Here is a 25,168-nt window from a genome sequence, read left to right on the forward strand (position 1 = left end):
GAGACTGAGAGGCACCTCCCATGGCCCGCGAATACAAGATCGAAGACTACCGCAATTTCGGTATCATGGCGCATATCGACGCCGGCAAGACGACGACGACCGAGCGCGTCCTGTACTACACGGGCAAGTCGCACAAGATCGGCGAAGTCCATGACGGCGCTGCCACCATGGACTGGATGGAGCAGGAGCAGGAGCGCGGCATCACCATTACCTCCGCCGCGACCACGACCTTCTGGAAGGGTCGCGATGGCAAGATGCGCCGCTTCAACATCATCGACACTCCCGGACACGTCGACTTCACCATCGAGGTCGAACGTTCGCTGCGCGTGCTCGACGGCGCCATAGCGCTGCTCGACGCCAACGCCGGGGTGGAGCCGCAGACCGAGACCGTGTGGCGCCAGGCCGACAAGTACCACGTGCCGCGCATGATCTTCTGCAACAAGATGGACAAGATCGGCGCCGACTTCTACCGCTCGGTGGAAATGATCGGTTCGCGCCTCGGCGCGCAGGCCGTCGTCATGCAGCTGCCGATCGGTGCCGAGACCGAGTTCAAGGGCGTCGTCGACCTCGTCGAAATGAACGCACTGGTCTGGCGCGACGAGACCCTTGGCGCTGCCTGGGACGTCGTCGAGATCCCGGCCGACCTCAAGGATAAGGCCGTCCAGTACCGCGAGAAGATGATCGAAGCCGCCGTCGAGATGGACGAGACGGCGCTCGAGAACTACCTCGAAGGCAAGATGCCGTCGAATGACGAGATCCGTGCGCTGATCCGTAAGGGCACCATCGCAGTCAAGTTCTTCCCGATGTTCTGTGGCTCGGCCTTCAAGAACAAGGGTGTGCAGCCGCTGCTCGACGCCGTCGTCGAATACCTGCCGTCGCCGATCGACGTGCCGGCCATCAAGGGCGTCGATGCCAAGACCGACGCCGAGATCGAGCGTCATGCCGATGACAACGAGCCGCTGTCGATGCTGGCGTTCAAGATCATGAACGACCCGTTCGTCGGTTCGCTGACCTTTGCCCGCATCTATTCGGGCAAGCTCACCAAGGGCACCTCGCTCGACAATACGGTGAAGGGCAAGAAGGAGCGCATCGGGCGCATGCTGCAGATGCATGCGAACTCGCGCGCCGACATCGAGGAAGCCTATGCCGGCGACATCGTCGCTCTGGCCGGCCTCAAGGACACCACCACCGGCGACACGCTGTGCGACCCACTGCACCCGGTCATCCTCGAGCGCATGGAATTCCCCGATCCGGTGATCCAGATCGCCATCGAGCCGAAGACCAAGAACGACCAGGAAAAGATGGGCCTCGCGCTGCATCGTCTGGCGGCTGAAGATCCGTCCTTCCGCGTCAAGACCGACGAGGAAAGCGGACAGACCATCATCGCCGGCATGGGCGAGCTGCATCTCGACATCATCGTCGACCGCATGCGCCGCGAGTTCAAGGTGGAAGCCAATGTCGGCGCCCCGCAGGTGGCCTATCGCGAGACTATCACCCGTACGCACGAGCAGGATTACACGCACAAGAAGCAGACCGGTGGTACCGGCCAGTTCGCTCGCGTCAAGATCATCTTCGAGCCGAACACCGAGAGCGAAGAGTTCGTGTTCGAGTCCAAGATCGTCGGCGGTGCGGTGCCGAAGGAATACATCCCGGGCGTCGAGAAGGGCATCAACAGCGTGATGGGTTCCGGCCCGTTCGCCGGCTTCCCCATGATCGGCGTCAAGGCGACGCTGGTCGACGGCGCGTTCCACGACGTCGACTCCTCGGTGCTGGCGTTCGAAATCGCCTCCCGCGCCTGCTTCAAGGAAGCAGCTCCGCGCCTCGGCGTCCAGCTTCTGGAGCCGATCATGAAGGTCGAGGTCGTGACGCCCGAGGATTACGTCGGTGGCGTCATCGGCGATCTCAACGGCCGTCGTGGTCAGATCCAGGGTCAGGAAGCGCGCGGCGTTGCCGTCGTCATCAATGCGATGGTGCCGCTCGCGAACATGTTCAAGTACGTCGACAATCTGCGTTCGATGTCGCAGGGCCGCGCCCAGTACACGATGCAGTTCGACCACTACGAACCGGTTCCGACCGCGGTTGCCCAGGAAGTTCAGAAGAAATACGCGTAACTCGAGCGGGTTGCACGAGACCTTAATTCAAGGCCCGCACGGGCAGGCAGGAATGGAGAGATCACATGGCAAAAGGTAAATTCGAGCGCACGAAGCCGCATGTGAACATTGGCACGATCGGGCATGTCGATCATGGCAAGACGTCGCTGACGGCGGCGATCACGAAGTATTTTGGCGAATACAAGCGCTATGACCAGATCGACGCGGCGCCGGAAGAGAAGGCGCGCGGCATCACGATCTCGACGGCTCACGTTGAGTATGAGACGGCCAACCGTCACTATGCGCATGTCGACTGCCCCGGCCACGCCGACTATGTTAAGAACATGATCACGGGTGCCGCGCAGATGGACGGCGCGATCCTGGTTGTTTCGGCTGCCGACGGCCCGATGCCGCAGACCCGCGAGCACATCCTGCTTGCCCGTCAGGTCGGCGTGCCTTCGATTGTTGTGTTCCTGAACAAGGTCGACCAGGTCGACGACGCCGAGTTGCTCGAGCTGGTCGAGCTTGAGGTTCGCGAGCTTCTGTCGAAGAACGAGTTCCCCGGCGACGACATTCCGATCGTCAAGGGTTCGGCGCTGGCTGCGTTGGAAGACACCAACAAGACCATCGGCGAGGACGCCATCCGCGAGCTTATGGCTCAGGTCGACGCCTATATCCCGACGCCGGTTCGTCCGCTGGACAAGCCGTTCCTGATGCCGATCGAGGACGTGTTCTCGATCTCGGGCCGCGGCACGGTCGTGACCGGTCGCGTCGAGCGCGGCGTGGTCAAGGTCGGCGAGGAACTGGAGATCGTCGGCATCCGTCCGACCACCAAGACGACCTGCACGGGCGTGGAGATGTTCCGCAAGCTGCTCGACCAGGGCCAGGCTGGCGACAACATCGGCGCGCTGCTGCGCGGCGTCGACCGTGAAGGTGTGGAGCGCGGCCAGGTTCTGGCCAAGCCCGGTTCGGTCAAGCCGCACAAGAAGTTCGTGGCCGAAGCCTACATCCTGACCAAGGACGAGGGCGGCCGTCACACGCCGTTCTTCACCAACTACCGTCCGCAGTTCTACTTCCGCACGACGGACGTGACGGGCATCGTGACGCTGCCGGCCGGCACCGAGATGGTGATGCCCGGCGACAACATCACCGTCGACGTCGAGCTGATCGTCCCGATCGCGATGGAAGAGAAGCTGCGCTTCGCCATCCGTGAAGGCGGCCGCACCGTCGGTGCCGGCATCGTCGTCACCATCAAAGAGTAATTGGACTGAAACCGATCTGTCGCGGGCGCGGGAGCTGCCCGCGCCGCGCCAGAACAAGGAATTGACGCATGAACGGACAGAATATCCGCATCCGCCTTAAGGCGTTTGACCACCGGGTGCTCGACGCCTCGACGCGCGAAATCGTGTCGACCGCCAAGCGCACCGGCGCCAACGTCCGCGGCCCCATTCCGCTGCCGACGCGGATCGAAAAATTCACGGTCAATCGGTCGCCCCACGTCGACAAGAAGAGCCGCGAGCAGTTCGAGATGCGCACGCACAAGCGTCTGCTCGACATCGTCGATCCGACCCCGCAGACGGTCGATGCTTTGATGAAGCTCGATCTGGCCGCCGGTGTCGACGTCGAGATCAAGCTCTAAGGGAATTGAGAGCGCGGTAAGGGGCGGTGCCCCTGGCCCGGAACTCTAAAGGAATTGAACCGATGCGTTCAGGTGTGATTGCAAAGAAGGTGGGAATGACCCGCATCTACAACGATGCCGGCGAACACGTTCCCGTCACCGTTCTCCAGATGGAGAACTGCCAGGTCGTGGCCCAGCGCACGCAGGAGAAGAACGGCTACACTGCCGTCCAGCTCGGCGTTGGCCTTGCCAAGGTGAAGAACACGTCGAAGGCGATGCGCGGCCATTTCGCCGCCGCCTCCGTCGAACCCAAGGCCAAGGTCGCCGAGTTCCGCGTTTCCGCCGACAACATGATCGACGTCGGCGCGGAGCTGACGGTCGAGCATTTCGTCGCTGGCCAGAAGGTCGACGTGACCGGCACCTCGACCGGCAAGGGTTTCCAGGGCGTGATCAAGCGGCACCACATGGGCGGTGGCCGGGCCACGCACGGCAACTCGGTCTCGCACCGCACGCACGGCTCGACCGGCCAGCGCCAGGACCCCGGCAAGGTGTTCAAGGGCAAGAAGATGGCCGGCCACATGGGCGACACCCGCGTCACCACGCAGAATGTCGAGGTCGTATCGACCGACGCTGATCGCGGCCTGATCCTGATCCGCGGCGCGGTTCCCGGCGTTAAGGGCGCCTGGATCCTGGTTCGCGACGCCGCCAAGGTTGCGCTGCCGGCCAATGCGCCCAAGCCGGCCGCGATCCGCGCCGCTGCCGCCAAGAACGAAGCCCCGGCCACTGAGGGAGCCGAATAATGGATCTCAAGATCACAACGCTGGGCGGCAAGGACGCCGGCAAGGTGAAACTCTCCGAGGAGATTTTCGGCCTTGATCCGCGCGAGGACATCCTGCAGCGCGTCGTGCGCTGGCAGCTCGCTAAGAAGCAGCAGGGCACGCACAAGGCCAAGGGTCGCGCCGAAATCGCGCGCACCGGCGCCAAGATGTACAAGCAGAAGGGTACGGGCCGCGCCCGTCACCACTCGGCGCGCGCTCCGCAGTTCCGCGGCGGCGGCAAGGCACACGGTCCGGTCGTTCGCAGCCATGAGCACGAATTGCCGAAGAAGGTCCGCGCGCTTGGTCTCAAGCACGCTCTCTCTGCCAAGGCCAAGAGCTCTTCGCTGATCATCGTCGACGAGCTTAAGCTCACCGAGGCCAAGACCAAGGCACTGGCGGCCAACCTCGAGACACTTGGGCTGACCAACGCCCTGGTGATCGGCGGCGCCGAGCTTGACCAGAACTTCAAGCTTGCCGCCACCAACATTCCGAACATCGACGTGCTGCCCATCCAGGGCATCAACGTATACGACATTCTGCGCCGCGGCACGCTGGTCCTTTCGAAGGCCGCCGTCGAGGCTCTCGAGGAGCGCTTTAAATGACCGACCTCCGTCACTACGACGTGATCGTCTCGCCGGCGATCACCGAAAAGTCGACCATGGCTTCCGAGCAGAACCAGGTCGTCTTCAACGTCGCCAAGAAGGCGTCGAAGCCGGAAATCAAGGCTGCCGTGGAAGCTCTCTTCGGCGTCAAGGTGACGGCTGTGAACACGCTCGTCCGCAAGGGCAAGATCAAGCGCTTCCGCGGCACCGTTGGCCGCCAGGGCGACGTCAAGAAGGCGGTTGTGACGCTGGCCGACGGCCAGTCGATCGACGTCGCGACGGGTCTCTGAGCAAGGCCGCGAGGACAGGACAATGGCACTTAAGAAATTCAACCCGGTAACGCCGAGCACCCGCCAGCTGGTCATCGTCGACCGCTCGGGCCTCTACAAGGGCAAGCCCGTCAAGGGCCTGACCGAAGGCCTGACAAAGTCAGGCGGCCGCAACAATTACGGCCGCATCACGGCCCGCTTCATCGGCGGCGGTCACAAGCGTTCGTACCGTATCATCGACTTCAAGCGTAAGAAGTACGACGTCGTCGGCACGGTCGAGCGGATCGAGTACGATCCGAACCGCACCGCCTTCATCGCGCTGATCAAGTATGACGACGGCGAGCTGTCCTACATCCTGGCCCCGCAGCGTCTTGCTGCCGGCGACAAGATCGTGGCCGGCGAAGCGGTCGACGTGAAGCCCGGCAACGCGATGCCGCTGGCGTCGATGCCGGTCGGCACGATCGTTCATAACATCGAGCTGAAGCCGGGCAAGGGTGGCCAGGTCGCCCGTTCGGCCGGCGGCTACGCCCAGCTCGTCGGCCGCGACCAGGGCATGGCGATCTTGCGCCTGAACTCAGGCGAGCAGCGTGTCGTGCACGGCTCGTGCATGGCCACTGTCGGTGCCGTGTCGAACCCCGACCACGGCAACATCAACGACGGCAAGGCCGGTCGCACCGTATGGCGCGGAAAGCGCCCGCATAATCGCGGCGTGACCATGAACCCGGTCGACCATCCGCATGGTGGCGGCGAAGGCCGCACCTCGGGTGGCCGTCATCCGGTTTCGCCCTGGGGCAAGCCGACCAAGGGCAAGAAGACGCGGTCCAACAAGGCGACCGACAAGTTCATCCTGCGCTCGCGTCATCAGCGCAAGAGCTAAGAAGAGGTAACGCCAAGTGACTCGTTCGATTTGGAAAGGCCCCTTCATCGACGGCTACCTTCTCAAGAAGGTGGACAAGGTTCGTGAAGGTGGTCGCAATGAGGTGATCAAGATGTGGAGCCGTCGCTCCACCATCCTGCCGCAGTTCGTCGGCCTCACCTTCGGTGTCTACAACGGCCAGAAGCACGTTCCCGTCTCGGTGAACGAGGACATGGTCGGCCACAAGTTCGGTGAATTCGCTCCGACCCGGACCTATTACGGTCACGGCGCGGATAAGAAGGCGAAGAGGAAATAATCATGGGCAAGGCCAAAGCTCCGCGCAGGCTTGCTGATAACGAGGCGCGTGCCGTTCTGCGCACGATCCGGATCAGCCCGCAGAAGCTCAACCTGGTTGCCGCGCTGATCCGCGGCAAGAAGGTCGCGACAGCGCTTTCCGACCTCGAATTCTCGGCCAAGCGGATTTCCGGCACGGTCAAGAAGACGCTGGAATCGGCGATCGCCAACGCGGAAAACAATCACGACCTCGACGTCGATGCGCTGGTGGTGGCGGAAGCCTATGTCGGCAAGTCGATCGTCATGAAGCGTTTCCACGCTCGTGGCCGCGGCCGCGCCAGCCGTATCGAGAAGCCGTTCTCGCACCTCACGATCGTCGTTCGTGAAGTCGAGGAAAAAGGGGAGGCCGCATAATGGGCCAGAAAGTCAATCCGATCGGGCTGCGTCTCGGCATCAACCGTACCTGGGATTCGCGCTGGTTCGCAAATACCGGCGAGTATGGCCAGTTGCTGCACGAGGACATCAAGATCCGCAAGTATCTCGAGAAGGAACTCAAGCAGGCCGCGATCTCCAAGGTCGTGATCGAGCGTCCGCACAAGAAGTGCCGGGTCACCATCCACGCGGCGCGTCCGGGCCTCATCATCGGCAAGAAGGGCGCCGACATCGAGAAGCTTCGCAAGAAGCTGACCGAAATGACGAAGTCCGAAACGCACCTCAACATCGTCGAAGTGCGCAAGCCGGAAATCGACGCGACGCTGATCGCCCAGTCGATCGCGCAGCAGCTTGAGCGCCGCATCGCCTTCCGCCGTGCCATGAAGCGCGCCGTTCAGTCGGCCATGCGCCTCGGCGCGGAAGGCATCCGCATCAACTGCTCCGGCCGTCTCGGCGGCGCCGAAATCGCGCGCATGGAGTGGTACCGCGAAGGCCGCGTGCCGCTGCATACGCTGCGCGCCGATGTCGACTACGGCACGGCCGAGGCGAACACCGCTTACGGTATCTGCGGCGTCAAGGTGTGGGTGTTCAAGGGCGAGATCCTGGAGCATGACCCGATGGCCTCCGAGCGCCGTGCGACCGAAGGTGATGCCGCGCATGGCGGCGGTGGTGCCGGCGGTGAGCGCGAACGCGGTCGTCGTCGCGAGAACGCCTGAGACATTTGAGAATTTGGAGTTAGAACGATGCTGCAGCCAAAGCGCACAAAGTTCCGCAAGCAGTTCAAGGGCCGTATCCACGGTACCGCCAAGGGCGGCACCAACCTGGATTTCGGTGGTTTCGGGCTGAAGGCGCTTGAGCCGAACCGCGTCACCGCGCGCGAGATCGAGGCGGCCCGCCGCGCGATCACCCGCGAGATGAAGCGTGCCGGCCGCGTCTGGATCCGGGTGTTCCCGGACCTGCCGGTCACCTCGAAGCCGACCGAAGTCCGCATGGGTAAGGGCAAGGGCGCCGTCGACTACTGGGCCGCGCGCGTCAAACCCGGCCGCATCATGTTCGAGATCGACGGCGTCAGCGAGGAGACCGCGCGTGAAGCGCTGCGTCTCGGGGCGGCCAAGCTCTCGGTCAAGACGCGCTTCGTGCAGCGCATCGCAGAATAAGGACAGGCGATCATGAAAGCCGAAGACATCCGGACCAAGACCCAGGATCAGCTGACCGACGACCTGGCAGCCCTCAAGAAAGAGCAGTTCAACCTGCGCTTCCAGAAGGCCACCGGCCAGCTCGAGAAGACCGCGCGTGTGAGACAGGTCCGCAAGGACATCGCGCGCATCAAGACCATCGCCGCGGAAAAATCCGCGGCCAAGAAGGCTTAAGGACGAGAACCATGCCAAAGCGCATCCTGCAGGGCACCGTCGTCAGCGACAAGAACGAGAAGACGGTCGTGGTCAAGGTCGAGCGTCGCTTCACCCATCCGGTGATGAAGAAGACCGTGCGCATGACCAAGAAGTACAAGGCGCACGACGAGAACAACGCCCACAAGGTCGGCGACCAGGTGTTCATCCAGGAATCGAAGCCGATTTCGAAGGACAAGCGCTGGGTTGTCGTCTCTTCGGATCAAGCTTGATCCGGGCGAACGAACCGAATTTTGGACAGACCGGGGAGGGGTGAAAGCACCCGTCCCGTTAGAAAAGAAGAAGGCGGCCAGTCATGATTCAGATGCAAACAAACCTCGACGTCGCGGACAATTCCGGCGCTCGTCGTGTCATGTGCATCAAGGTGCTGGGCGGCTCGAAGCGGAAGTATGCCTCCGTCGGCGACATCATCGTGGTGTCGATCAAGGAAGCCATTCCGCGCGGCCGCGTTAAGAAGGGCGATGTGATGAAGGCGGTCGTGGTTCGCACGGCCAAGGACATCCGCCGCCCGGACGGCAGCGTGATCCGTTTCGACAAGAACGCGGCCGTTCTCGTCGACAATAAGAAAGAGCCGATCGGCACCCGCATCTTCGGACCGGTTCCGCGCGAGCTGCGCGCCAAGAACCACATGAAGATCATCTCGCTCGCGCCTGAAGTGCTGTAAGGAGCCGGACCAATGCAAAAGATCAAAAAAGGCGACAAGGTCGTCGTGCTTGCCGGCAAGGACAAGGGCCGTTCGGGCGAAGTCCTGTCGGTGCAGCCGAAGGAAGACACCGCAGTCGTTCGCGGCGTGAACCTCATTCGCCGTCACCAGAAGCAGACCCAGTCCCAAGAGGGCGGGATCATCACCAAGGAAGCGCCGATCCACCTGTCGAATATCGCGCTGGCCGACCCCAAGGACGGCAAGCCGACCCGCGTCGGCTTCACCGTCCAGAAGGATGGCAAGAAGGTGCGCGTCGCCAAGCGTTCGGGAGAAGTCATCAATGGCTAAGGCTGAAACCAAGCAGGCAATCGCCAAGAACGAGCCGCGCCTCAAGAAGGTCTACAACGAGACCATCCGCAAGGCGATGCAGGAGCAGTTCGGCTACGCCAACGACATGCAGGTCCCGCGGATCGACAAGATCGTGCTGAACATGGGTGTCGGTGAAGCAACCGCGGACTCCAAGAAGCCCTCCGTCGCGGCCGAGGATCTCGCGATGATCGCAGGCCAGAAAGCCGTCGTCACCCGCGCCCGCAACTCGATTGCCGGCTTCAAGGTGCGCGAGAACATGCCGATCGGCGCCAAGGTCACGTTGCGCAAGGAACGCATGTACGAGTTCCTCGACCGCCTTGTGAACATTGCGCTTCCGCGCGTTCGCGACTTCCGCGGACTTAACCCGAAGAGCTTTGACGGCCGTGGCAACTACGCCATGGGCATCAAGGAGCACATCGTGTTCCCGGAGATCAACTACGACAAGGTTGATCAGGTCTGGGGCATGGACGTCATCGTTTGTACGACGGCGAAGACGGACGACGAGGCCAGAGCGCTGCTCAAGGCCTTCAACTTCCCCTTCCGCCAGTAACGGCAGCGAAAAAGGAAAATCTGAAATGGCAAAGACCAGCTCAGTCGAGAAGAACAACCGGCGCCGCAAGCTCGCCGATCAGTACGCTGCCAAGCGCACGGCGCTCAAGGCCATCATCATGGACCAGTCCAAGCCGATGGAAGAGCGTTTCCGCGCCCAGTTGAAGCTTTCGGCGCTGCCGCGCAACTCGGCCAAGATCCGCATCCGTAATCGCTGCGAAGTCACGGGCCGTCCGCGCGCCTATTACCGCAAGCTGAAGCTTTCGCGTATCGCGCTTCGCGATCTGGGCAATACGGGCCACATCCCGGGCCTGGTCAAGTCGAGCTGGTAAGGAGACATTGAGATGTCATTGAGTGATCCTCTCGGCGATATGCTGACCCGCATCCGCAACGCCTATGGCCGCAAGAAGTCGAGCGTCTCGACCCCGGCTTCGCGCCTGCGCGCCCGCGTCCTCGAAGTGCTGAAGTCGGAAGGCTACATCCGCGACTACAGCCAGACCGATTTCGAAAACGGCAAGTCCGAAATCGAGATCGAGCTGAAGTATTTCGACGGCGCTCCGGTGGTGCGCGAAATCGAACGCGTCTCGAAGCCTGGCCGCCGTGTCTATGTCTCGGCCAAGTCGATCCCGCACGTCGCCAACGGCCTCGGCATTGCCATCCTGTCGACGCCGAAGGGCGTCATGGCCGACCATGAAGCGCGCGAGCAGAATGTCGGCGGCGAGATTCTCTGCCAGATCTTCTGATCGGCCGAGAGATTGATGAATGGGCTTCGGTTCTCGGGATCGCGCCCGGGAACTGGAACCTGAAACGAAAGAAGTGACGAGGACAACAAAATGTCTCGTATCGGAAAGAAACCCGTTTCGCTGCCCCAGGGCGTGACCGCGTCCGTCAACGGCCAGACCGTGACGGCGAAGGGCCCCAAGGGCGAGCTGAAGTTCGTGGTGAACGACGAAGTGCTGGTGAAGATGGAGAACAACGAGATCTCCGTCGAGCCGCGCGACCAGACCAAGAACGCCCGCTCCAAGTGGGGCATGTCGCGCACGCAGATCGTCAACATCCTCCAGGGCGTGAAGGACGGCTTCGAGAAGAAGCTTGAGATCACCGGCGTCGGCTATCGCGCCGCCCTGCAAGGCAAGAACCTGCAGCTTGCGCTGGGCTTCAGCCACGACGTCGTCTATGAGACGCCTCAGGGCATCACCATCACGGTGCCGAAGCCGACCGAAATCACGGTCTCGGGCATCGACAAGCAGCAGGTCGGCCAGGTCGCCGCCGAGATCCGCGAATATCGCGGTCCGGAGCCCTACAAGGGCAAGGGCGTGCGCTATGCCGACGAGCGCATCGTGCGCAAGGAAGGCAAGAAGAAGTAACAGGCCTGGCCCTGGGAAGTTGCTGACTTTTCGGAAAGGGGCCAGGTTTTAAAGTGTAACGCCGCGGGGAGCGGCCGCGGGAGGCTTGGCCTACCGCACAGGGTTGCCCCCGTTCTCTGAAGGCAAGGAACCGACAATTATGGCAAGCCCCAAGGAAACCACCCAGCGCCGCGCGCAGCGTGTACGCCGCCAGCTGAAGAAGGTCGCCGGCTCGCGGCCGCGGCTTTCGGTGCACCGCACCTCGAAGAATATCTACGTCCAGGTCATCGACGATGCCAACGGCCACACGCTGGCCGCCGCCTCGACGCTCGAGAAGAACCTCAAGGGTTCGCTCAAGACCGGCGCCGACACCGCCGCCGCCGCCGCTGTCGGCAAGCTGATCGCCGAGCGTGCGACGAAGGCCGGCGTCAAGGAAGTCGTCTTCGACCGTGGGCCGTACATCTATCACGGCCGCGTCAAGGCGTTGGCCGAAGCTGCTCGCGAAGGCGGCCTCAGCTTCTAATTTTCGCCGTCGGCGATCCCAGAATGCGGCGCCGGCAAACAGCAACCCGTGCTTCCGGAAAAGAACAAGGACTAGGATATGGCACAGGAACGTAGGGAAGGCGGCCGCGGCCGCGAGCGTGAACGCGAAGAGCGTGACGACGGCATGGTGGACAAGCTCGTCCACATCAACCGCGTCGCCAAGGTGGTGAAGGGCGGCCGTCGTTTTGGCTTTGCCGCTCTCGTCGTCGTCGGCGACCAGAAGGGCCGCGTCGGCTTCGGCCACGGCAAGGCGCGTGAAGTGCCGGAAGCGATCCGCAAGGCGACCGAATCGGCCAAGCGCGACATGATCTTCGTGCCGCTTCGTTCGGGTCGCACGCTGCATCACGACGTCGAGGGCCGTTGGGGCGCCGGGCGTGTTCTGTTGCGCGCAGCCAAGCAGGGTACCGGCATCATCGCCGGCGGCCCGATGCGCGCCGTCTTCGAGACGCTCGGCATGCATGACGTGGTCGCCAAGTCGATGGGTTCGTCGAACCCCTACAACATGGTTCGCGCCACTTTCGATGCGCTGAAGAGCCAGATGCATCCCAAGGATGTGGCAGCCGCGCGCGGCATCAAGTACTCGACCCTTCAGGCACGCCGCGGCACCGCCGTTGCGGCTGAAGAATAGTCGACGCTGACCAGGGATTTCGACCATGGCCAAGAAAGCTACCAAGACCATCACCGTCGAGCAGATCGGTTCGCCGATCCGCCGGCCGAAGGAGCAGCGCGCGACGCTGGTCGGCCTCGGCCTGAACAAGATGCACAAGCGGCGCACGCTGGAGGACACCCCTTCCGTGCGCGGCATGATCGCCGCCGTCCAGCACCTCGTCCGCGTCGTGGACGAGGCCTGAACGGAAGCGCAGGAGAAGAATGATGAAACTCAACGATCTGCGTGACAAGGACGGCGCCACGCATTCCAGGAAGCGCCTCGGTCGCGGCATCGGCTCCGGCTCGGGCAAGACCGCCGGTCGCGGCGTCAAGGGTCAGAAGGCTCGCTCCGGCGTTGCCATCAACGGCTTCGAGGGTGGCCAGATGCCGCTCTACCGGCGCCTGCCGAAGCGCGGCTTCAACAACCTGTTCGGCAAGAGCTTCGCGGTTGTGTCGCTGGCCAGGATCCAGGCGGCGATCGATGCCAAGAAGCTCGACGCCAAGGCGGCCGTGACTGCCGAGGCCCTGGTCGCCGCCGGCGTCATCCGGCGCGCCAAGGATGGCGTGCGCGTGCTGTCCGACGGCGAACTCAAGGCCAAGCTCTCCTTCGACGTCGCCGGCGCCTCCAAGGCCGCGATCGAGAAGATCGAGAAGGCCGGCGGTTCTGTGAAGCTGCCGGAAGCGTCCGCCGCCGAGTAACGGCGATTTGAAGCGCGGCCGACCGGATGAATTTGCATTTTCCGTCGAACCGCGCTTTGACTGGATGAATTGGGCGGCCGCGTCAACGCGGCCGCTTGCATGTTTGCGGTCCGGAGCTTATCTCGTGAGCTTCGGTGACACGCGCCGCCTGAGCTGCGGCATCGAGCGTGACACGAAAATCAATGAAGTAGAGCATGACGTCGTCCGAAAACCGCTCCACTCTTTTCGGCATGCTCTAGCGGAGAATCAGGCATGGCTTCGGCTGCTGAACAACTAGCCTCCAATCTGAATTTCGCGGCTTTCGCCAAGGCCGAGGACCTCAAGAAGCGCATCTGGTTCACCATCGGTGCGCTGCTCGTCTATCGCCTCGGTACCTACATCCCGCTTCCTGGCATCAATCCCGATGCGTTCGCCCAGGCCTTCTCCTCGCAGAGCAAGGGCGTGCTCGGCATGTTCAACATGTTTGCCGGCGGCGCCGTGCAGCGCATGGCGATTTTCGCGCTGGGCATCATGCCTTATATCTCGGCCTCCATCATCATGCAGCTGATGACCTCTGTCGTCCCGTCGCTGGAAGCGCTGAAGAAGGAAGGCGAGCAGGGCCGCAAGATCATCAACCAGTACACGCGCTACGGCACCGTGCTCCTGGCGCTGATTCAGGCCTATGGCATTTCGGTGGGCCTGGAGGGCGGCAACGGCATCGTCAACGATCCCGGCCTGTTCTTCCGCATCTCGACAGTCGTCACGCTGGTCGGCGGCACAATGTTCCTGATGTGGCTCGGCGAGCAGATCACCGCGCGCGGCATCGGCAACGGCATTTCGCTGATCATCTTCTCCGGCATCGTTGCCGGCTTGCCGCGGGCGATCTCCGGCACGCTGGAACTCGGCCGCACAGGCGCGCTGTCTACGGGCCTCATCCTTGCGATTATCGTGCTGGCCATCATCGTCATCGCGCTGATCGTCTTTTTCGAGCGTGCGCAGCGGCGTCTGCTCATCCAGTATCCGAAGCGGCAGGTCGGCAACCGCATGTTCCAGGGCGACACCTCGCACCTGCCGCTGAAGCTCAACACCTCGGGTGTCATCCCGCCGATCTTCGCGTCCTCGTTGCTGCTTCTGCCGGCAACCGTCGCGGGCTTCTCGCAGGCGACCAACCTGCCGGCATGGGCAAGCACGATCCTGGCCTCGCTCGGCCACGGCCAGCCGCTCTACATGATCTTCTATGCGGGTATGATCGTATTCTTCGCCTTCTTTTACACGGCGATCGTCTTCAACCCGAAGGACACGGCGGATCAGCTCAAGAAGCACTCCGGCTTCATTCCGGGCTATCGTCCGGGCGAGCGCACCGCCGAATATATCGACTATGTTCTGACGCGTATCACTGTCATCGGCGCCATCTACCTGGTGCTGGTCTGTCTGTTGCCGGAATTCCTGATTTCGGCGACTGGCGTACCGTTCTACCTCGGTGGCACATCGCTTCTGATCGTGGTCAGTGTCACGCTCGACACGGTGGCGCAGATTCAGGGTCACCTGATCGCGCATCAGTATGAGGGCCTGATCAAGAAGTCGAAGTTGCGCGGGGGAAAGAGGAGCAGATGAGGCTGATATTGCTTGGTCCGCCAGGGGCGGGCAAGGGGACACAAGCACAAAGATTGGTAGAAAAGCACGGCATACCCCAGCTCTCCACGGGTGATATGTTGCGTGCCGCCGTACAGGCCGGAACCGAGGTGGGCAAGCGCGCCAAGGCGGTGATGGATGCCGGAGAACTGGTCTCGGATGCGATCGTCAACGCCATCGTCGCCGAACGCATAGATCAGCCGGATTGCGCCAGGGGGTTCATCCTCGACGGCTATCCGCGCACGCTGGTCCAGGCCGACGCGGTCGAGGCGATGCTTGCCGAACGAGGTATTGCGCTCGATACTGTTGTCGAGCTCGTCGTCGACGACAAGGCGCTGGTTGGCAGAATCGTCAAGCGCGCCGAGGATGCCAAGGCCGCTGGCCAGCCTGTGCGCAAGGACGACAACCCGGCGGTTTTCGAAGAGCGCCTGCGCGAATATTACAAGAAGACGGCGCCGCTGATCGGCTACTACTACGCCAAAGGCAAGCTCAGGACCGTCGACGGCATGGCCAGCATCGATGCGGTGACTGCCGAGATCGGCAAGGTGCTCGCGGCTGCGGTGAAGTAGGCCGGGCCGGCAATTAAAGATTGCGCTTGGCGAGAATTGACGATTGCGCTTGACTGGACTGGGCCGGTGGGTTATGGCGGCCCGTCTTCCTATCAGGCATGGACTTTGCTTGCCCTTGCGGGCAAGGCATCCGCTTTGAACCAGAAAACTCCCGCATGGGCCGGCCTCCACCGGACGCGGGGCAACTTCGACAGCGCCGGGCGTGCCCGGCCCACATGGAGAAAGAGAAAAAATGGCTCGTATAGCCGGCGTCAACATTCCGACCAACAAGCGCGTCGTCATCGCGCTTCAGTACATTCACGGCATCGGCAAGAAGTTTGCCCAGGAGATCGTCGACAAGGTCGGCATCCCGGCGGACCGCCGCGTCAACCAGCTGACCGACGCGGAAGTGCTGCAGATTCGCGAGACGATCGACCGCGACTACCAGGTCGAAGGCGACCTGCGCCGCGAAGTTTCGATGAACATCAAGCGGCTCATGGACCTTGGCTGCTACCGCGGCCTGCGTCACCGCCGCTCGCTGCCGGTCCGCGGCCAGCGCACGCATACCAATGCGCGCACTCGCAAAGGCCCGGCCAAGGCGATCGCCGGCAAGAAGAAGTAATACGGCGGTTAGGGAGTGGGGCAGTAAGGCCATGGGCCGACTGCTGCCTCGCTGCCATATTCCCCTGCTGCCTTACCAAGGTGGAGCCGCTGGCATTACGGCGGTGTAGAGATCAACTGAAAGGACTAACATGGCCAAGGAAGCCGCTCGTGTTCGCCGTCGCGAACGCAAGAACATCTCGTCGGGCGTTGCCCACGTCAATTCGACCTTCAACAATACCATGATCACCATCACCGACGCGCAGGGCAATTCGATCGCCTGGTCGTCGGCCGGCGCGCAAGGGTTCAAGGGTTCGCGCAAGTCGACTCCGTTCGCAGCCCAGATGGCTGCCGAAGACGTCGCCAAAAAGGCGCAGGAACATGGCATGCGCATGCTCGAGGTCGAGGTCTGCGGACCCGGCTCCGGCCGTGAATCGGCCCTCCGCGCGCTCCAGGCGGCTGGCTTCACCATCACCTCGATCCGTGACGTGACGCCGATCCCGCACAATGGCTGCCGTCCGCGCAAGAAGCGCCGCGTCTGACTTTTAAGCGCCGCGCGAACGCCACGGCGTTCCTCCGCGGTTTTCCGTGTCGCCCGCCACGATTGGATGGTGGCGGGGCAAAGGAAGGAATACATTTATGATCCAGAAAAACTGGCAAGAACTGATCAAGCCGAACAAGATCGAGTTCTCTTCGAAGAAGAAGACGCTGACCACGTTGGTGGCCGAGCCGCTCGAACGCGGCTTTGGTCTGACGCTGGGCAACGCGCTGCGGCGCGTGCTTTTGTCTTCGCTGCGCGGCGCGGCCGTTACCGCCGTGCAGATCGACGGCGTCCTGCATGAATTCTCGTCCATCGCCGGCGTGCGCGAGGACGTGACCGACATCGTGCTCAACATCAAGGAAATCGCCATCCGCATGGAAGGCGATGGCCCCAAGCGCATGGTCGTGCGCAAGCAGGGCCCGGGTGCCGTGCTCGCCGGTGATATCCAGACCGTGGGAGACGTCGAGATCCTCAACCCCGACCACGTCATCTGCACGCTGGACGAGGGCGCCGAGATCCGCATGGAGTTCACCGTCGACACCGGCAAGGGCTATGTGCCGGCCGAGCGCAATCGCGCCGAGGACGCGCCGATCGGCCTGATCCCGGTCGACAGCCTCTACTCGCCGGTCAAGAAGGTCTCCTACAAGGTCGAGAACACCCGCGAGGGCCAGGTGCTCGACTATGACAAGCTGACCATGACGATCGAGACCAATGGCTCGATCTCGGGCGAGGACGCGGTCGCTTTCGCCGCCCGCATCCTGCAGGATCAGCTCGCGCTGTTCGTCAATTTCGACGAGCCGCAGAAGGAAGTCGCCGCCGAAGCCGTCACGGAGCTCGCCTTTAACCCGGCGCTGCTCAAGAAGGTCGACGAGCTCGAGCTTTCGGTGCGTTCGGCAAACTGCCTGAAGAACGACAACATCGTCTATATCGGCGACCTGATCCAGAAGACCGAAGCCGAGATGTTGCGCACCCCGAACTTCGGACGCAAGTCGCTGAACGAGATCAAGGAAGTGCTGGCGGCCATGGGCCTGCACCTCGGCATGGAAGTGCCGGACTGGCCGCCGGAGAACATCGAAGACCTCGCGAAGCGTTACGAAGACCAATATTGAGCATGAATTCCAAGGATCGGCGGCGCGAGCCGCTCGATCCGACGGTCATGCGGAAAATCATCAGAGGCCGTGGCCTCTTGAACAACTGAAGAAGGAAAAGAGCCATGCGCCACGGTTTCAAAGGCCGTCGTTTCGCCCGTAGCATCAGCCATCGCAAGTCGATGTTCGCCAACCTCGCCGTGTCTCTGATCGAGCATGAGCAGATCGTCACCACCCTGCCGAAGGCGAAGGACCTGCGTCCGATCGTCGAAAAGCTGGTGACGCTCGGCAAGCGCGGCGACCTGCACGCCCGCCGCCAGGTGATCGCGCAGATCGGCAATGAAGGCGTCGTCAAGCGCCTGTTCGATACGATTGCGCCGCGTTACGCGCAGCGCAACGGTGGCTACCTGCGCATTATGAAGGCAGGCTTCCGCAAGGGCGACAACGCCGCTATGGCGGTTATCGAATTCGTCGACCGCGATACCTCGGCCAAGGGTGCCGCCGACCGCGCCCGCCTTGAGGCTGAAGGCGCCAACGAGGAAGCCGCCGCCGCCTGAGGCGCGCGTTTCGCCAGCGACTTCAAGGGGCCTTCGGGCCCCTTCTTGCATTTTGAAGATGGTTGGATCTGGCGACGCTCTTTAGAGTCATGCTTTTGCACGACAAGTGTCGCATTTGTGTGCATTAGCCTTTCATTCTGCACAATCGTCGGGACAATGGCGCCCGATCTGGAGGGATTCGGAAATGCACCTCAAAAGACTGTTTCTTGTCGCCGTTTGCGCGCTGGCCGTTTTCACCGCGGCGCCGGCCGCAAGACAGGCTTTTGCCGAGGACGCCGCCAAGCCGGCCGATCCGGGTCTCTCCGATGTGCTGACCGAGCTCTTGCATGGCGTCGAGGGCGAGAATGGCGCGTCCGGTCCCGAAAAACGCGTGCCCTTCGGCCGCGATCAAGTGCAGCTCTCCTTCGCGCCGCTGGTCAAGCAGACGGCGCCTGCGGTGGTCAATGTCTATGCCTCGCAGACCGCCAAGGTCGTCTCGCCCTTCGAGGGCGATCCCTTCTTCGAGGAGTTCTTCGGCCGCGCCCAGCCGCGCGCGCAGTCTTCGCTTGGCTCGGGCGTGCTGGTCGATCCGAGTGGGGTGATCGTCACCAACTTCCACGTCATCAAGGACGCTGATGAGGTGAAGGTCGCGACAGCGGACGGGCGCGAGTTCAGCTCGAAGGTCATGCTCAAGGACGAGACGCTCGATCTCGCGGTGCTCAAGATTTCGGCCGACAAGCCGTTCCCGGTAATCGCCATCGGCGATTCCGACGCGCTCGAGGTCGGCGATCTGGTACTGGCGATAGGCAACCCGTTCGGCGTCGGCCAGACAACCACAAGCGGCATTGTCTCGGCCCTTGCCCGCAGCCATATCGGCGTTTCGGATTCGGGCTATTTCATCCAGACCGATGCCGCCATCAACCCCGGCAACTCCGGCGGCGCGCTGATCAACATGGGTGGCCAATTGGTCGGCATCAACACCGCCATCTACAGCCGCAGCGGTGGCTCGATCGGCATCGGCTTCGCAATTCCGGCGAACATGGTGCGCGCCTTCGCGGACGCCGCCAAGGCGGGCCTCGACTTCTTCGAACGACCCTATATCGGCGCCGAATTCGAAGCGGTGACGCCCCAGATCGCCGAATCGCTTGGCATGGAAAAGCCGACCGGCGCATTGGTTTCATCGGTCGAAGGTGCCGGTCCGGCCGGCAAGGCCGGCTTGAAGCCCGGCGATGTCATCCTGTCGCTCAACAACACACCGGTGGAAAGCATCGAGGCGCTCGACTATCGCATGGCGACGCTGTCGATCGGCACCAAGGCGACGTTCGCCGTGCTGAGCAAGGGACAGCAGGCGACACTCGAGATCCCGCTGGAGCGCGCGCCGGAAGGCGCCAAGCCAACCGTGGTCACCTTGCGTGGGCGCAGTCCATTTGCCGGCGCCAAGGTCGAGGAACTGTCGCCCAGGCTTGCCCAGCGACTTGGCCTTCGCACGGATCTCAAGGGTGTCGCCGTCATCGATATCAGCCGCGATTCGCCGGCCGCCGATTTCGGCTTCCAGCCCGGTGATATCGTGCGCGAGGTGAACGGCACCACAATCGACACCGCAACGACATTGGCACAGGTCGTCCAGCAGGACACACGCTGGTGGCGCTTTACCGTCGAGCGCGGCGGGCAGATACTGCGTCAGGTGTTGCGCTACTGAGACGGTCTTCCCATTTAGAGCATGATCCCGAACCGAAGCTCAGCTTGGCAAAAGTGCGAAGCGGTTTTCGGTTATGGATCGCGTTTCAAACAAAAGACATTCATGGCCGATCTGTTCAGTTCCGATGAACCGCAGAAGGCGCCGCCCGGGCGGCCGCTGGCAGACCGGCTACGCCCCAAAAACCTCGGCGAGGTCGTCGGCCAGGAGCATCTGACCGGCCCCGACGGCGCGCTGACCAGGCTGATCGATTCCGGCTCGCTCGGCTCGATGATCTTCTGGGGCCCGCCCGGCACCGGCAAGACGACGGTGGCACGGCTGCTGGCCGGAGAGACCAATCTCGCCTTCGAGCAGATCTCGGCCGTGTTTTCCGGCGTCGCGGACCTCAAGAAAGTCTTCGAGACAGCCAAGCTGAGGCGTGCCAACGGCCGCCAGACGCTGCTCTTCGTGGACGAGATCCATCGCTTCAACCGTGCCCAGCAGGACGGATTTCTCCCCGTCATGGAAGATGGCACCGTGGTGCTGGTCGGTGCCACGACGGAAAATCCGTCTTTCGAGCTGAACGCTGCGCTTCTGTCGAGAGCGCGCGTGCTGGTGTTCCGTTCACTGAGCGAGGAAAGCATCGCCAAGCTTCTGGCGCGCGCGGAAGAAACCGAGGGCAGGGCCCTGCCGCTCGATGAAGAGGCGCGCGCCATGCTCATCCGCATGGCGGATGGTGACGGCCGCGCCTCGCTGACGCTGGCCGAGGAAGTCTGGCGCGCCGCCAAGCCCGGCGAGGTGTTCGGCCCGGAGGGCCTGCAGCGTGTCATCCAGCGCCGAGCCCCGATTTACGACAAGGGCCAGGACGGGCACTACAATCTGATCTCGGCGCTGCACAAATCGGTCCGCGGCTCCGATCCGGATGCGGCGCTTTACTATCTCGCCCGCATGTTCGATGCCGGCGAGGATCCGCTTTATCTCGGCCGCCGGCTCGTGCGCATGGCGGTGGAAGATATCGGGCTCGCCGACCCTCAAGCGCTCGTCGTCGCCAATGCGGCCAAGGACGCTTACGATTATCTTGGCTCGCCCGAGGGCGAGTTGGCCTTCGCCCAGGCCGCGGTTTATCTGGCCACCGCGCCGAAATCGAACGCCGTCTACACCGCCTTCAAGGCCGCCACCTCGGCTGCCAAGGAGTTCGGGTCGCTGCTGCCGCCGAAGCACATCCTCAATGCGCCGACCAAGCTGATGAAAGAGGCGGATTACGGGGCGGGCTATCGCTACGACCATGACGAGCCGGACGCGTTTTCAGGCCAGGATTATTTTCCGGAAAAGATGGGCAGGCACACTTTTTACGATCCGCCCGAACGCGGTTTCGAGCGCGACATCCGCAAACGGCTGGAATACTGGGCAAAGCTGCGCGGCGAACGGAGCAGTTGAACTGGCGGCCCGGCTGTCGCCACGCTCCGAGCCCGCCGGTTGAACGTCGAGATAAGTGGAGTTGGAACTTCAAATATTTATGTTGGCCGGCTGCACAGCCTTCTCGACAGCATTGTGCCGGAAAACAAAAAATCCTATCAAGGTGCACGGCTGGCGGGGGTCGCCGTGATTTGGCTCATGGAACAGGATCGCGCTCCCCGCGCGAACGACAATGACAAAGAAAACCGTCAAAACGCTCCGCAAGGCGGCCATCGCGGTCGTGATTCTCGCGCTCGCCCTTTACTTCATCCCGATCCTGACCACGATCTGGGTCGTATGCGGCCTGATCGACGTCATGCGCAACGACCAGAAGGACTGGAGGCTGTTCGACCGCTATTTCCTCGGCAATGGCCTGTTCACTTGGTTGTTGTCGCCGTTCAACCTGATCGTCGACCTTCTCTGCTACCGCAACCCTGGCGTCTGGAAGCCCGAGCAGTTCCCGGAGGATTATCAGCGCGAGATCGATGTGGTGCTGGGCGTCTTCAAGGCGCGCAAGGACGAGATCATCGCCGATATCGATGCCAATTTCGGCGCCGGCCGGCGCGGCATGTATGTCTACCAGTGGTACGGCAAGCACAAGATCGACAACGTTCCTGAATTCAACAAGGATTACAAATATATCAAGACGATCGCGGTGTCCGTTTTCAGCAAGCGCGAATCCACGTCTTGGCATTTCGGTCCGCTTCGGCTCAGCCTGCGCATCCTCTACAATCTGATCCCGGTGAAGGCCGAGATATTCGTGCAGTGCGGCAGCAGGAAGAACTATTGGTACGACAATCCGCTGTTCATCTTTGACGACACGCTGTTCCATCGCTCGGTCAACGAGTATGACGGCCGCCGCTACTGCGTCTTCGTCGACATCATCCGACCGTCTCCTTTCCCGGGGCTGATTGCGGGCCTTCTGTCAATTGTATCGGTCAGCGTGGAACGCATCAATTCCGTCTTCTACAAGAACTGGAAGATGATCGGCTCGTCCAAGCCGAAGGCCGCCAACTGATCGTGGCGCCCGGCCGGAGCAATTCCAGGAAAAGCGCGAAGCGGTTTCCGTCAGGATTTAGAATGCAGTCTGCCGGTTCGGCCGGCGCGCGGCCGAGCCTCGGACGCCATTGTTAAACCAACGTCCTATAGCGCCGATCGGCTGCAACCGTTAGAACTCTCTCATCGGATATATCCTCACGGATATAGCGATGGGCGGAAGGAGGTCCGCTCGCTGGGAGGCTAGGTTTGAGCGGACGACAAGAAGCCGGTCATGCGGATTTCGTCCAGGCTTCGATCGCCAGGAGCGGCGCGGCCCATTCGGCGCTCGTCGCCTCGTGGCGACGCTCCCTTCAACTGCATCGCCTTGATCCGGCCGAGCGCAAGGCGCCCAGGCGGCTGACCGAAGCCGAATTGCGGCAGGCCCTACAACGCATGGAGCGAATGATCCGCGCGGCGGAAGGGAGCCTGAACCGGCTCTACCTGGCCGTCGGCGGGGTGGGCTGCTGCGTGATGCTGGCGGATCGCGACGGCATTCCTGTCGAGCGCCGGGGCGCCGTTGCCGACGACGAGACCTTCGACGAATGGGGCCTGTGGACCGGCACGGTCTGGAGCGAGGACAGCGAGGGCACCAACGGCATCGGCACCTGTCTTGCCGATCAGCGGCCGCTGACCATCCATCGCGACCAGCATTTCTTTTCGCGCAACACGCTGCTGAGTTGCACCACGGCACCGGTCTTTGACCATGAAGGCAATCTGGCGGCGGCGCTCGACGTATCGTCTTGCCGTTCCGACCTTACGGAAGGCTTCGTCCAGCTCATCTCTGTCGCGGTGGGCGATGCCGCGCGCCGAATCGAAGCGGAGAACTTCCGCATGGTGTACTCCAACGCCCGCATCCTGCTGGCGCCAGTCGCCGAGCGCGGCGCCGGCGCATTGATTGCTGTCGATCAGGACGACCTGGTGGTCGGCGCGACCCGGTCGGCCCGCCTCGCGCTCGGTATCACCCGCGAAACGCTGGCCAGGGGACTACTGGCTGCCGACATCCTCGGCGACCAGGTAAGGGCGAATGAAGACCTCGACGATGCCGAGCGCGGCGTACTGCAACGGGCGATGGCGCGTGCCGGCGGCAATGTCTCGGCGGCCGCCCAGAGCCTCGGCATCTCGCGCGCAACGCTGCACCGCAAGCTCGCGCGTTTCGACATCCGCCGTCCGCATTGATTTCCCGAAATGACCTGTCGCAGTTCTGCGACAGTCGGCACCCGCGATCGACCGGCACCGGGCTGACAAGATGCGGCCGATCCGCAACCCTTCCTCTCCAACGCGCCGCATCCCGCGGCGGGTCATTGGGAGGATGTGATGAACAAGGTGGAATTCTCGCGCACGGCCAAGGTTCCTTTCGCCGAGCGCTATGACAACTTCATCGGTGGCAGGTGGGTCGCCCCACATGCCGGAAAATACTTCGACAACATCTCGCCGGTGAACGGCCGCCCGCTTTGCGAAATCGCCAGGTCGGACGCACAGGACGTCGAAGCAGCGCTCGACGCCGCGCACAAGGCGAAGGAAGCTTGGGGCAAGACCAGTCCGGCGGCCCGCGCCCTGATCCTCAATCGCATCGCCGACCGCATGGAAGATAATCTCGACCTGCTGGCGCTGGCCGAGACGTGGGACAATGGCAAGCCGATCCGCGAGACGACCGCGGCGGATCTGCCTCTGGCCATCGACCACTTCCGCTATTTCGCCGGCGTCCTTCGCAGCCAGGAGGGCAGCCTTTCCGAGATCGACGACGATACGGTCGCCTATCATTTCCATGAGCCGCTGGGTGTTGTCGGCCAGATCATCCCTTGGAACTTCCCGTTGCTGATGGCTTGCTGGAAGCTGGCGCCCGCGATCGCCGCCGGCAATTGCGTGGTGCTGAAGCCGGCCGAACAGACACCCGCCACCATCATGCTGTGGGCCGACCTTATCGGTGACCTTCTGCCGGAAGGCGTCCTCAACATCGTCAACGGCTTCGGCCTGGAGGCCGGCAAGCCGCTGGCATCGTCGAACCGCATCGCCAAGATCGCGTTCACCGGCGAGACGACGACCGGCCGCCTAATCATGCAGTACGCCTCGCAGAATCTCATCCCGGTGACGCTCGAACTCGGCGGCAAGTCGCCCAACATCTTCTTCCAGGATGTGACGGCGGAAGACGACGATTTCTTCGACAAGGCGATCGAAGGCTTCGTGATGTTCGCGCTGAACCAAGGTGAGGTCTGCACGTGCCCCAGCCGCGCGCTGGTGCATGAGAAGATCTACGACAGGTTCATGGAGCGGGCGCTAAAGCGCGTCGAGGCGATAGTCCAGGGCGACCCGCTCGATCCGGCGACCATGATCGGCGCGCAGGCATCGAGCGAGCAGCTGGAAAAGATTCTGTCCTACTTCGACATCGGCCGCCAGGAAGGCGCCGAGCTGCTGACCGGCGGCGAGCAGAACCATCTGCCCGGAGACCTTGCCGGGGGCTACTACGTGAAGCCGACCGTCTTCCGGGGTCACAACAAGATGCGCATCTTCCAGGAAGAGATCTTCGGCCCGGTGGTGTCGGTGACGACCTTCAAGGACGATGACGAGGCGCTGTCCATTGCCAACGACACACTTTACGGCCTGGGCGCCGGTATCTGGAGCAGAGATGCGAACCGCTGCTACCGCTTCGGCCGCGCCATCCAGGCCGGTCGCGTCTGGACCAACTGCTATCACGCCTATCCGGCGCATGCCGCCTTCGGCGGCTACAAGCAGTCCGGCATTGGCCGCGAGACTCACAAGATGATGCTCGACCACTACCAGCAGACCAAGAACATGTTGGTCAGCTACAGCCCGAAGAAGCTCGGCTTCTTCTGATCTCCCAGGGTGAAGGGGAGGGAGGGCGTCGCGGTCGGTGCCCTCCCTTCAGCATAGGA

Annotated in this window: 34 protein-coding genes; all 34 read left to right on the forward strand. The window is 62.6% G+C overall.

The window, feature by feature from the left end:
* Nucleotides 1-20: 20 nt before the first annotated feature.
* The 34 genes from fusA to adh all read left to right on the forward strand — a co-directional run bounded on the left by fusA (nucleotide 21) and on the right by adh (nucleotide 25,109).
* Entirely contained in the window at nucleotides 21-2,111 is a 2,091-nt protein-coding gene (gene fusA / locus ACR64R_RS07850; protein WP_487361103.1) for an elongation factor G, read from the forward strand.
* A gap of 65 nt (nucleotides 2,112-2,176) precedes the next feature.
* Nucleotides 2,177-3,352 (forward strand): elongation factor Tu, encoded by a 1,176-nt coding sequence (tuf, locus tag ACR64R_RS07855; RefSeq protein ID WP_487361090.1) that lies wholly within the window; start codon nucleotides 2,177-2,179, stop codon nucleotides 3,350-3,352.
* A gap of 68 nt (nucleotides 3,353-3,420) precedes the next feature.
* Nucleotides 3,421-3,729 (forward strand): 30S ribosomal protein S10, encoded by a 309-nt coding sequence (gene rpsJ, locus ACR64R_RS07860; RefSeq protein ID WP_006205468.1) that lies wholly within the window; start codon nucleotides 3,421-3,423, stop codon nucleotides 3,727-3,729.
* Between the two features lie 62 nt (nucleotides 3,730-3,791).
* Nucleotides 3,792-4,508, forward strand: a complete 717-nt coding sequence (gene rplC / locus ACR64R_RS07865) for a 50S ribosomal protein L3 (RefSeq protein WP_095765515.1) — start codon at nucleotides 3,792-3,794, stop codon at nucleotides 4,506-4,508.
* Nucleotides 4,508-5,128: a 50S ribosomal protein L4 gene (rplD, locus tag ACR64R_RS07870; protein WP_487361104.1), complete on the forward strand. Its 621-nt coding sequence runs from the start codon at nucleotides 4,508-4,510 to the stop codon at nucleotides 5,126-5,128. Before rplC ends, rplD begins: the two co-directional genes overlap by 1 nt.
* The gene (locus tag ACR64R_RS07875; RefSeq protein WP_040983033.1) at nucleotides 5,125-5,418 is read left to right on the forward strand and encodes a 50S ribosomal protein L23; all 294 of its coding nucleotides are present in this window, start codon (nucleotides 5,125-5,127) and stop codon (nucleotides 5,416-5,418) included. The genes rplD and ACR64R_RS07875 overlap by 4 nt, the downstream gene beginning before the upstream one ends.
* A 22-nt stretch (nucleotides 5,419-5,440) precedes the next feature.
* On the forward strand, nucleotides 5,441-6,274 hold the full coding sequence (gene rplB, locus ACR64R_RS07880) for a 50S ribosomal protein L2 (protein ID WP_095818138.1): 834 nt from the start codon (nucleotides 5,441-5,443) through the stop codon (nucleotides 6,272-6,274).
* Nucleotides 6,275-6,290: 16 nt separating this feature from the next.
* On the forward strand, nucleotides 6,291-6,569 hold the full coding sequence (gene rpsS, locus ACR64R_RS07885; protein ID WP_015317982.1) for a 30S ribosomal protein S19: 279 nt from the start codon (nucleotides 6,291-6,293) through the stop codon (nucleotides 6,567-6,569).
* A 2-nt stretch (nucleotides 6,570-6,571) separates the two neighbouring features.
* Nucleotides 6,572-6,961: a 50S ribosomal protein L22 gene (gene rplV, locus ACR64R_RS07890; protein ID WP_010909277.1), complete on the forward strand. Its 390-nt coding sequence runs from the start codon at nucleotides 6,572-6,574 to the stop codon at nucleotides 6,959-6,961.
* The gene (gene rpsC / locus ACR64R_RS07895) at nucleotides 6,961-7,695 is read left to right on the forward strand and encodes a 30S ribosomal protein S3 (RefSeq protein WP_140815875.1); all 735 of its coding nucleotides are present in this window, start codon (nucleotides 6,961-6,963) and stop codon (nucleotides 7,693-7,695) included. The genes rplV and rpsC overlap by 1 nt, the downstream gene beginning before the upstream one ends.
* Before the next feature lie 27 nt (nucleotides 7,696-7,722).
* A complete protein-coding gene (gene rplP / locus ACR64R_RS07900) occupies nucleotides 7,723-8,136 on the forward strand; it encodes a 50S ribosomal protein L16 (RefSeq protein WP_027170364.1) in 414 nt (137 codons plus the stop codon).
* A 12-nt stretch (nucleotides 8,137-8,148) separates the two neighbouring features.
* Nucleotides 8,149-8,349, forward strand: a complete 201-nt coding sequence (gene rpmC / locus ACR64R_RS07905; protein ID WP_487361105.1) for a 50S ribosomal protein L29 — start codon at nucleotides 8,149-8,151, stop codon at nucleotides 8,347-8,349.
* 11 nt (nucleotides 8,350-8,360) lie between these two features.
* Complete coding sequence (gene rpsQ, locus ACR64R_RS07910) at nucleotides 8,361-8,600, forward strand: 30S ribosomal protein S17 (protein ID WP_023675136.1); 240 nt, start codon at nucleotides 8,361-8,363, stop codon at nucleotides 8,598-8,600.
* An 83-nt stretch (nucleotides 8,601-8,683) separates the two neighbouring features.
* Nucleotides 8,684-9,052: a 50S ribosomal protein L14 gene (rplN, locus tag ACR64R_RS07915; RefSeq protein WP_006205457.1), complete on the forward strand. Its 369-nt coding sequence runs from the start codon at nucleotides 8,684-8,686 to the stop codon at nucleotides 9,050-9,052.
* Nucleotides 9,053-9,064: 12 nt separating this feature from the next.
* Complete coding sequence (gene rplX / locus ACR64R_RS07920) at nucleotides 9,065-9,379, forward strand: 50S ribosomal protein L24 (RefSeq protein ID WP_140802994.1); 315 nt, start codon at nucleotides 9,065-9,067, stop codon at nucleotides 9,377-9,379.
* Nucleotides 9,372-9,950 (forward strand): 50S ribosomal protein L5, encoded by a 579-nt coding sequence (gene rplE / locus ACR64R_RS07925; protein ID WP_487361106.1) that lies wholly within the window; start codon nucleotides 9,372-9,374, stop codon nucleotides 9,948-9,950. The genes rplX and rplE overlap by 8 nt, the downstream gene beginning before the upstream one ends.
* A 25-nt stretch (nucleotides 9,951-9,975) precedes the next feature.
* On the forward strand, nucleotides 9,976-10,281 hold the full coding sequence (rpsN, locus tag ACR64R_RS07930; protein WP_487361107.1) for a 30S ribosomal protein S14: 306 nt from the start codon (nucleotides 9,976-9,978) through the stop codon (nucleotides 10,279-10,281).
* Between the two features lie 12 nt (nucleotides 10,282-10,293).
* On the forward strand, nucleotides 10,294-10,692 hold the full coding sequence (gene rpsH, locus ACR64R_RS07935; protein ID WP_066989600.1) for a 30S ribosomal protein S8: 399 nt from the start codon (nucleotides 10,294-10,296) through the stop codon (nucleotides 10,690-10,692).
* Nucleotides 10,693-10,782: 90 nt separating this feature from the next.
* Nucleotides 10,783-11,316, forward strand: coding sequence for a 50S ribosomal protein L6 (rplF, locus tag ACR64R_RS07940; protein ID WP_095818135.1), 534 nt, complete (start codon nucleotides 10,783-10,785; stop codon nucleotides 11,314-11,316).
* 139 nt (nucleotides 11,317-11,455) lie between these two features.
* Nucleotides 11,456-11,818 carry a 50S ribosomal protein L18 gene (gene rplR, locus ACR64R_RS07945; protein ID WP_487361108.1) on the forward strand — a complete coding sequence of 121 codons (363 nt, stop codon included), beginning with the start codon at nucleotides 11,456-11,458 and terminating at the stop codon, nucleotides 11,816-11,818.
* Nucleotides 11,819-11,896: 78 nt separating this feature from the next.
* Nucleotides 11,897-12,466 (forward strand): 30S ribosomal protein S5, encoded by a 570-nt coding sequence (gene rpsE / locus ACR64R_RS07950; RefSeq protein WP_027046810.1) that lies wholly within the window; start codon nucleotides 11,897-11,899, stop codon nucleotides 12,464-12,466.
* 25 nt (nucleotides 12,467-12,491) lie between these two features.
* The gene (gene rpmD, locus ACR64R_RS07955; protein WP_027170355.1) at nucleotides 12,492-12,689 is read left to right on the forward strand and encodes a 50S ribosomal protein L30; all 198 of its coding nucleotides are present in this window, start codon (nucleotides 12,492-12,494) and stop codon (nucleotides 12,687-12,689) included.
* Between the two features lie 22 nt (nucleotides 12,690-12,711).
* Entirely contained in the window at nucleotides 12,712-13,185 is a 474-nt protein-coding gene (rplO, locus tag ACR64R_RS07960; protein ID WP_487361109.1) for a 50S ribosomal protein L15, read from the forward strand.
* Nucleotides 13,186-13,437: 252 nt separating this feature from the next.
* Nucleotides 13,438-14,778, forward strand: coding sequence for a preprotein translocase subunit SecY (secY, locus tag ACR64R_RS07965; protein WP_487361110.1), 1,341 nt, complete (start codon nucleotides 13,438-13,440; stop codon nucleotides 14,776-14,778).
* Nucleotides 14,775-15,365, forward strand: a complete 591-nt coding sequence (locus ACR64R_RS07970) for an adenylate kinase (protein WP_487361111.1) — start codon at nucleotides 14,775-14,777, stop codon at nucleotides 15,363-15,365. Before secY ends, ACR64R_RS07970 begins: the two co-directional genes overlap by 4 nt.
* 232 nt (nucleotides 15,366-15,597) lie before the next feature.
* Nucleotides 15,598-15,966 (forward strand): 30S ribosomal protein S13, encoded by a 369-nt coding sequence (gene rpsM / locus ACR64R_RS07975; RefSeq protein ID WP_027170351.1) that lies wholly within the window; start codon nucleotides 15,598-15,600, stop codon nucleotides 15,964-15,966.
* 130 nt (nucleotides 15,967-16,096) lie between these two features.
* Nucleotides 16,097-16,486 carry a 30S ribosomal protein S11 gene (gene rpsK, locus ACR64R_RS07980; RefSeq protein WP_006205444.1) on the forward strand — a complete coding sequence of 130 codons (390 nt, stop codon included), beginning with the start codon at nucleotides 16,097-16,099 and terminating at the stop codon, nucleotides 16,484-16,486.
* 97 nt (nucleotides 16,487-16,583) lie between these two features.
* Entirely contained in the window at nucleotides 16,584-17,594 is a 1,011-nt protein-coding gene (locus ACR64R_RS07985; RefSeq protein ID WP_040983001.1) for a DNA-directed RNA polymerase subunit alpha, read from the forward strand.
* 104 nt (nucleotides 17,595-17,698) lie between these two features.
* Nucleotides 17,699-18,130, forward strand: a complete 432-nt coding sequence (rplQ, locus tag ACR64R_RS07990; RefSeq protein ID WP_487361112.1) for a 50S ribosomal protein L17 — start codon at nucleotides 17,699-17,701, stop codon at nucleotides 18,128-18,130.
* A gap of 184 nt (nucleotides 18,131-18,314) precedes the next feature.
* Nucleotides 18,315-19,808, forward strand: coding sequence for a DegQ family serine endoprotease (locus ACR64R_RS07995; protein ID WP_487361113.1), 1,494 nt, complete (start codon nucleotides 18,315-18,317; stop codon nucleotides 19,806-19,808).
* A 102-nt stretch (nucleotides 19,809-19,910) separates the two neighbouring features.
* On the forward strand, nucleotides 19,911-21,221 hold the full coding sequence (locus tag ACR64R_RS08000) for a replication-associated recombination protein A (protein WP_487361114.1): 1,311 nt from the start codon (nucleotides 19,911-19,913) through the stop codon (nucleotides 21,219-21,221).
* Between the two features lie 211 nt (nucleotides 21,222-21,432).
* Nucleotides 21,433-22,257 (forward strand): aspartyl/asparaginyl beta-hydroxylase domain-containing protein, encoded by an 825-nt coding sequence (locus ACR64R_RS08005; RefSeq protein WP_487361115.1) that lies wholly within the window; start codon nucleotides 21,433-21,435, stop codon nucleotides 22,255-22,257.
* 227 nt (nucleotides 22,258-22,484) lie between these two features.
* Nucleotides 22,485-23,453: a helix-turn-helix domain-containing protein gene (locus ACR64R_RS08010; protein ID WP_487361116.1), complete on the forward strand. Its 969-nt coding sequence runs from the start codon at nucleotides 22,485-22,487 to the stop codon at nucleotides 23,451-23,453.
* A gap of 138 nt (nucleotides 23,454-23,591) precedes the next feature.
* Complete coding sequence (adh, locus tag ACR64R_RS08015; protein WP_487361117.1) at nucleotides 23,592-25,109, forward strand: aldehyde dehydrogenase; 1,518 nt, start codon at nucleotides 23,592-23,594, stop codon at nucleotides 25,107-25,109.
* Nucleotides 25,110-25,168 lie beyond the last annotated feature (59 nt).

This window comes from Mesorhizobium sp. MC2-1-1, assembly GCF_057597255.1.

Bases quoted from the DNA above. Each gene is read 5' to 3' on its own strand.
- fusA (WP_487361103.1), top strand. From the start codon at position 21: ATGGCCCGCGAATACAAGATCGAAGACTACCGCAATTTCGGTATCATG.
- rplX (WP_140802994.1), top strand. From the start codon at position 9,065: ATGCAAAAGATCAAAAAAGGCGACAAGGTCGTCGTGCTTGCCGGCAAG.
- rpsC (WP_140815875.1), top strand. From the start codon at position 6,961: ATGGGCCAGAAAGTCAATCCGATCGGGCTGCGTCTCGGCATCAACCGT.
- rpmD (WP_027170355.1), top strand. From the start codon at position 12,492: ATGGCCAAGAAAGCTACCAAGACCATCACCGTCGAGCAGATCGGTTCG.
- secY (WP_487361110.1), top strand. From the start codon at position 13,438: ATGGCTTCGGCTGCTGAACAACTAGCCTCCAATCTGAATTTCGCGGCT.
- rplO (WP_487361109.1), top strand. From the start codon at position 12,712: ATGAAACTCAACGATCTGCGTGACAAGGACGGCGCCACGCATTCCAGG.
- rpsK (WP_006205444.1), top strand. From the start codon at position 16,097: ATGGCCAAGGAAGCCGCTCGTGTTCGCCGTCGCGAACGCAAGAACATC.
- rplP (WP_027170364.1), top strand. From the start codon at position 7,723: ATGCTGCAGCCAAAGCGCACAAAGTTCCGCAAGCAGTTCAAGGGCCGT.
- ACR64R_RS08005 (WP_487361115.1), top strand. From the start codon at position 21,433: ATGACAAAGAAAACCGTCAAAACGCTCCGCAAGGCGGCCATCGCGGTC.
- ACR64R_RS08000 (WP_487361114.1), top strand. From the start codon at position 19,911: ATGGCCGATCTGTTCAGTTCCGATGAACCGCAGAAGGCGCCGCCCGGG.
- rplE (WP_487361106.1), top strand. From the start codon at position 9,372: ATGGCTAAGGCTGAAACCAAGCAGGCAATCGCCAAGAACGAGCCGCGC.
- ACR64R_RS07875 (WP_040983033.1), top strand. From the start codon at position 5,125: ATGACCGACCTCCGTCACTACGACGTGATCGTCTCGCCGGCGATCACC.
- rplB (WP_095818138.1), top strand. From the start codon at position 5,441: ATGGCACTTAAGAAATTCAACCCGGTAACGCCGAGCACCCGCCAGCTG.
- rplR (WP_487361108.1), top strand. From the start codon at position 11,456: ATGGCAAGCCCCAAGGAAACCACCCAGCGCCGCGCGCAGCGTGTACGC.
- rpmC (WP_487361105.1), top strand. From the start codon at position 8,149: ATGAAAGCCGAAGACATCCGGACCAAGACCCAGGATCAGCTGACCGAC.
- ACR64R_RS07985 (WP_040983001.1), top strand. From the start codon at position 16,584: ATGATCCAGAAAAACTGGCAAGAACTGATCAAGCCGAACAAGATCGAG.
- rplQ (WP_487361112.1), top strand. From the start codon at position 17,699: ATGCGCCACGGTTTCAAAGGCCGTCGTTTCGCCCGTAGCATCAGCCAT.
- rpsM (WP_027170351.1), top strand. From the start codon at position 15,598: ATGGCTCGTATAGCCGGCGTCAACATTCCGACCAACAAGCGCGTCGTC.
- rplC (WP_095765515.1), top strand. From the start codon at position 3,792: ATGCGTTCAGGTGTGATTGCAAAGAAGGTGGGAATGACCCGCATCTAC.
- ACR64R_RS07970 (WP_487361111.1), top strand. From the start codon at position 14,775: ATGAGGCTGATATTGCTTGGTCCGCCAGGGGCGGGCAAGGGGACACAA.
- rplF (WP_095818135.1), top strand. From the start codon at position 10,783: ATGTCTCGTATCGGAAAGAAACCCGTTTCGCTGCCCCAGGGCGTGACC.
- rpsQ (WP_023675136.1), top strand. From the start codon at position 8,361: ATGCCAAAGCGCATCCTGCAGGGCACCGTCGTCAGCGACAAGAACGAG.
- rplN (WP_006205457.1), top strand. From the start codon at position 8,684: ATGATTCAGATGCAAACAAACCTCGACGTCGCGGACAATTCCGGCGCT.
- adh (WP_487361117.1), top strand. From the start codon at position 23,592: ATGAACAAGGTGGAATTCTCGCGCACGGCCAAGGTTCCTTTCGCCGAG.
- rplV (WP_010909277.1), top strand. From the start codon at position 6,572: ATGGGCAAGGCCAAAGCTCCGCGCAGGCTTGCTGATAACGAGGCGCGT.
- ACR64R_RS07995 (WP_487361113.1), top strand. From the start codon at position 18,315: ATGCACCTCAAAAGACTGTTTCTTGTCGCCGTTTGCGCGCTGGCCGTT.
- rplD (WP_487361104.1), top strand. From the start codon at position 4,508: ATGGATCTCAAGATCACAACGCTGGGCGGCAAGGACGCCGGCAAGGTG.
- rpsH (WP_066989600.1), top strand. From the start codon at position 10,294: ATGTCATTGAGTGATCCTCTCGGCGATATGCTGACCCGCATCCGCAAC.
- rpsE (WP_027046810.1), top strand. From the start codon at position 11,897: ATGGCACAGGAACGTAGGGAAGGCGGCCGCGGCCGCGAGCGTGAACGC.
- rpsJ (WP_006205468.1), top strand. From the start codon at position 3,421: ATGAACGGACAGAATATCCGCATCCGCCTTAAGGCGTTTGACCACCGG.
- tuf (WP_487361090.1), top strand. From the start codon at position 2,177: ATGGCAAAAGGTAAATTCGAGCGCACGAAGCCGCATGTGAACATTGGC.
- rpsN (WP_487361107.1), top strand. From the start codon at position 9,976: ATGGCAAAGACCAGCTCAGTCGAGAAGAACAACCGGCGCCGCAAGCTC.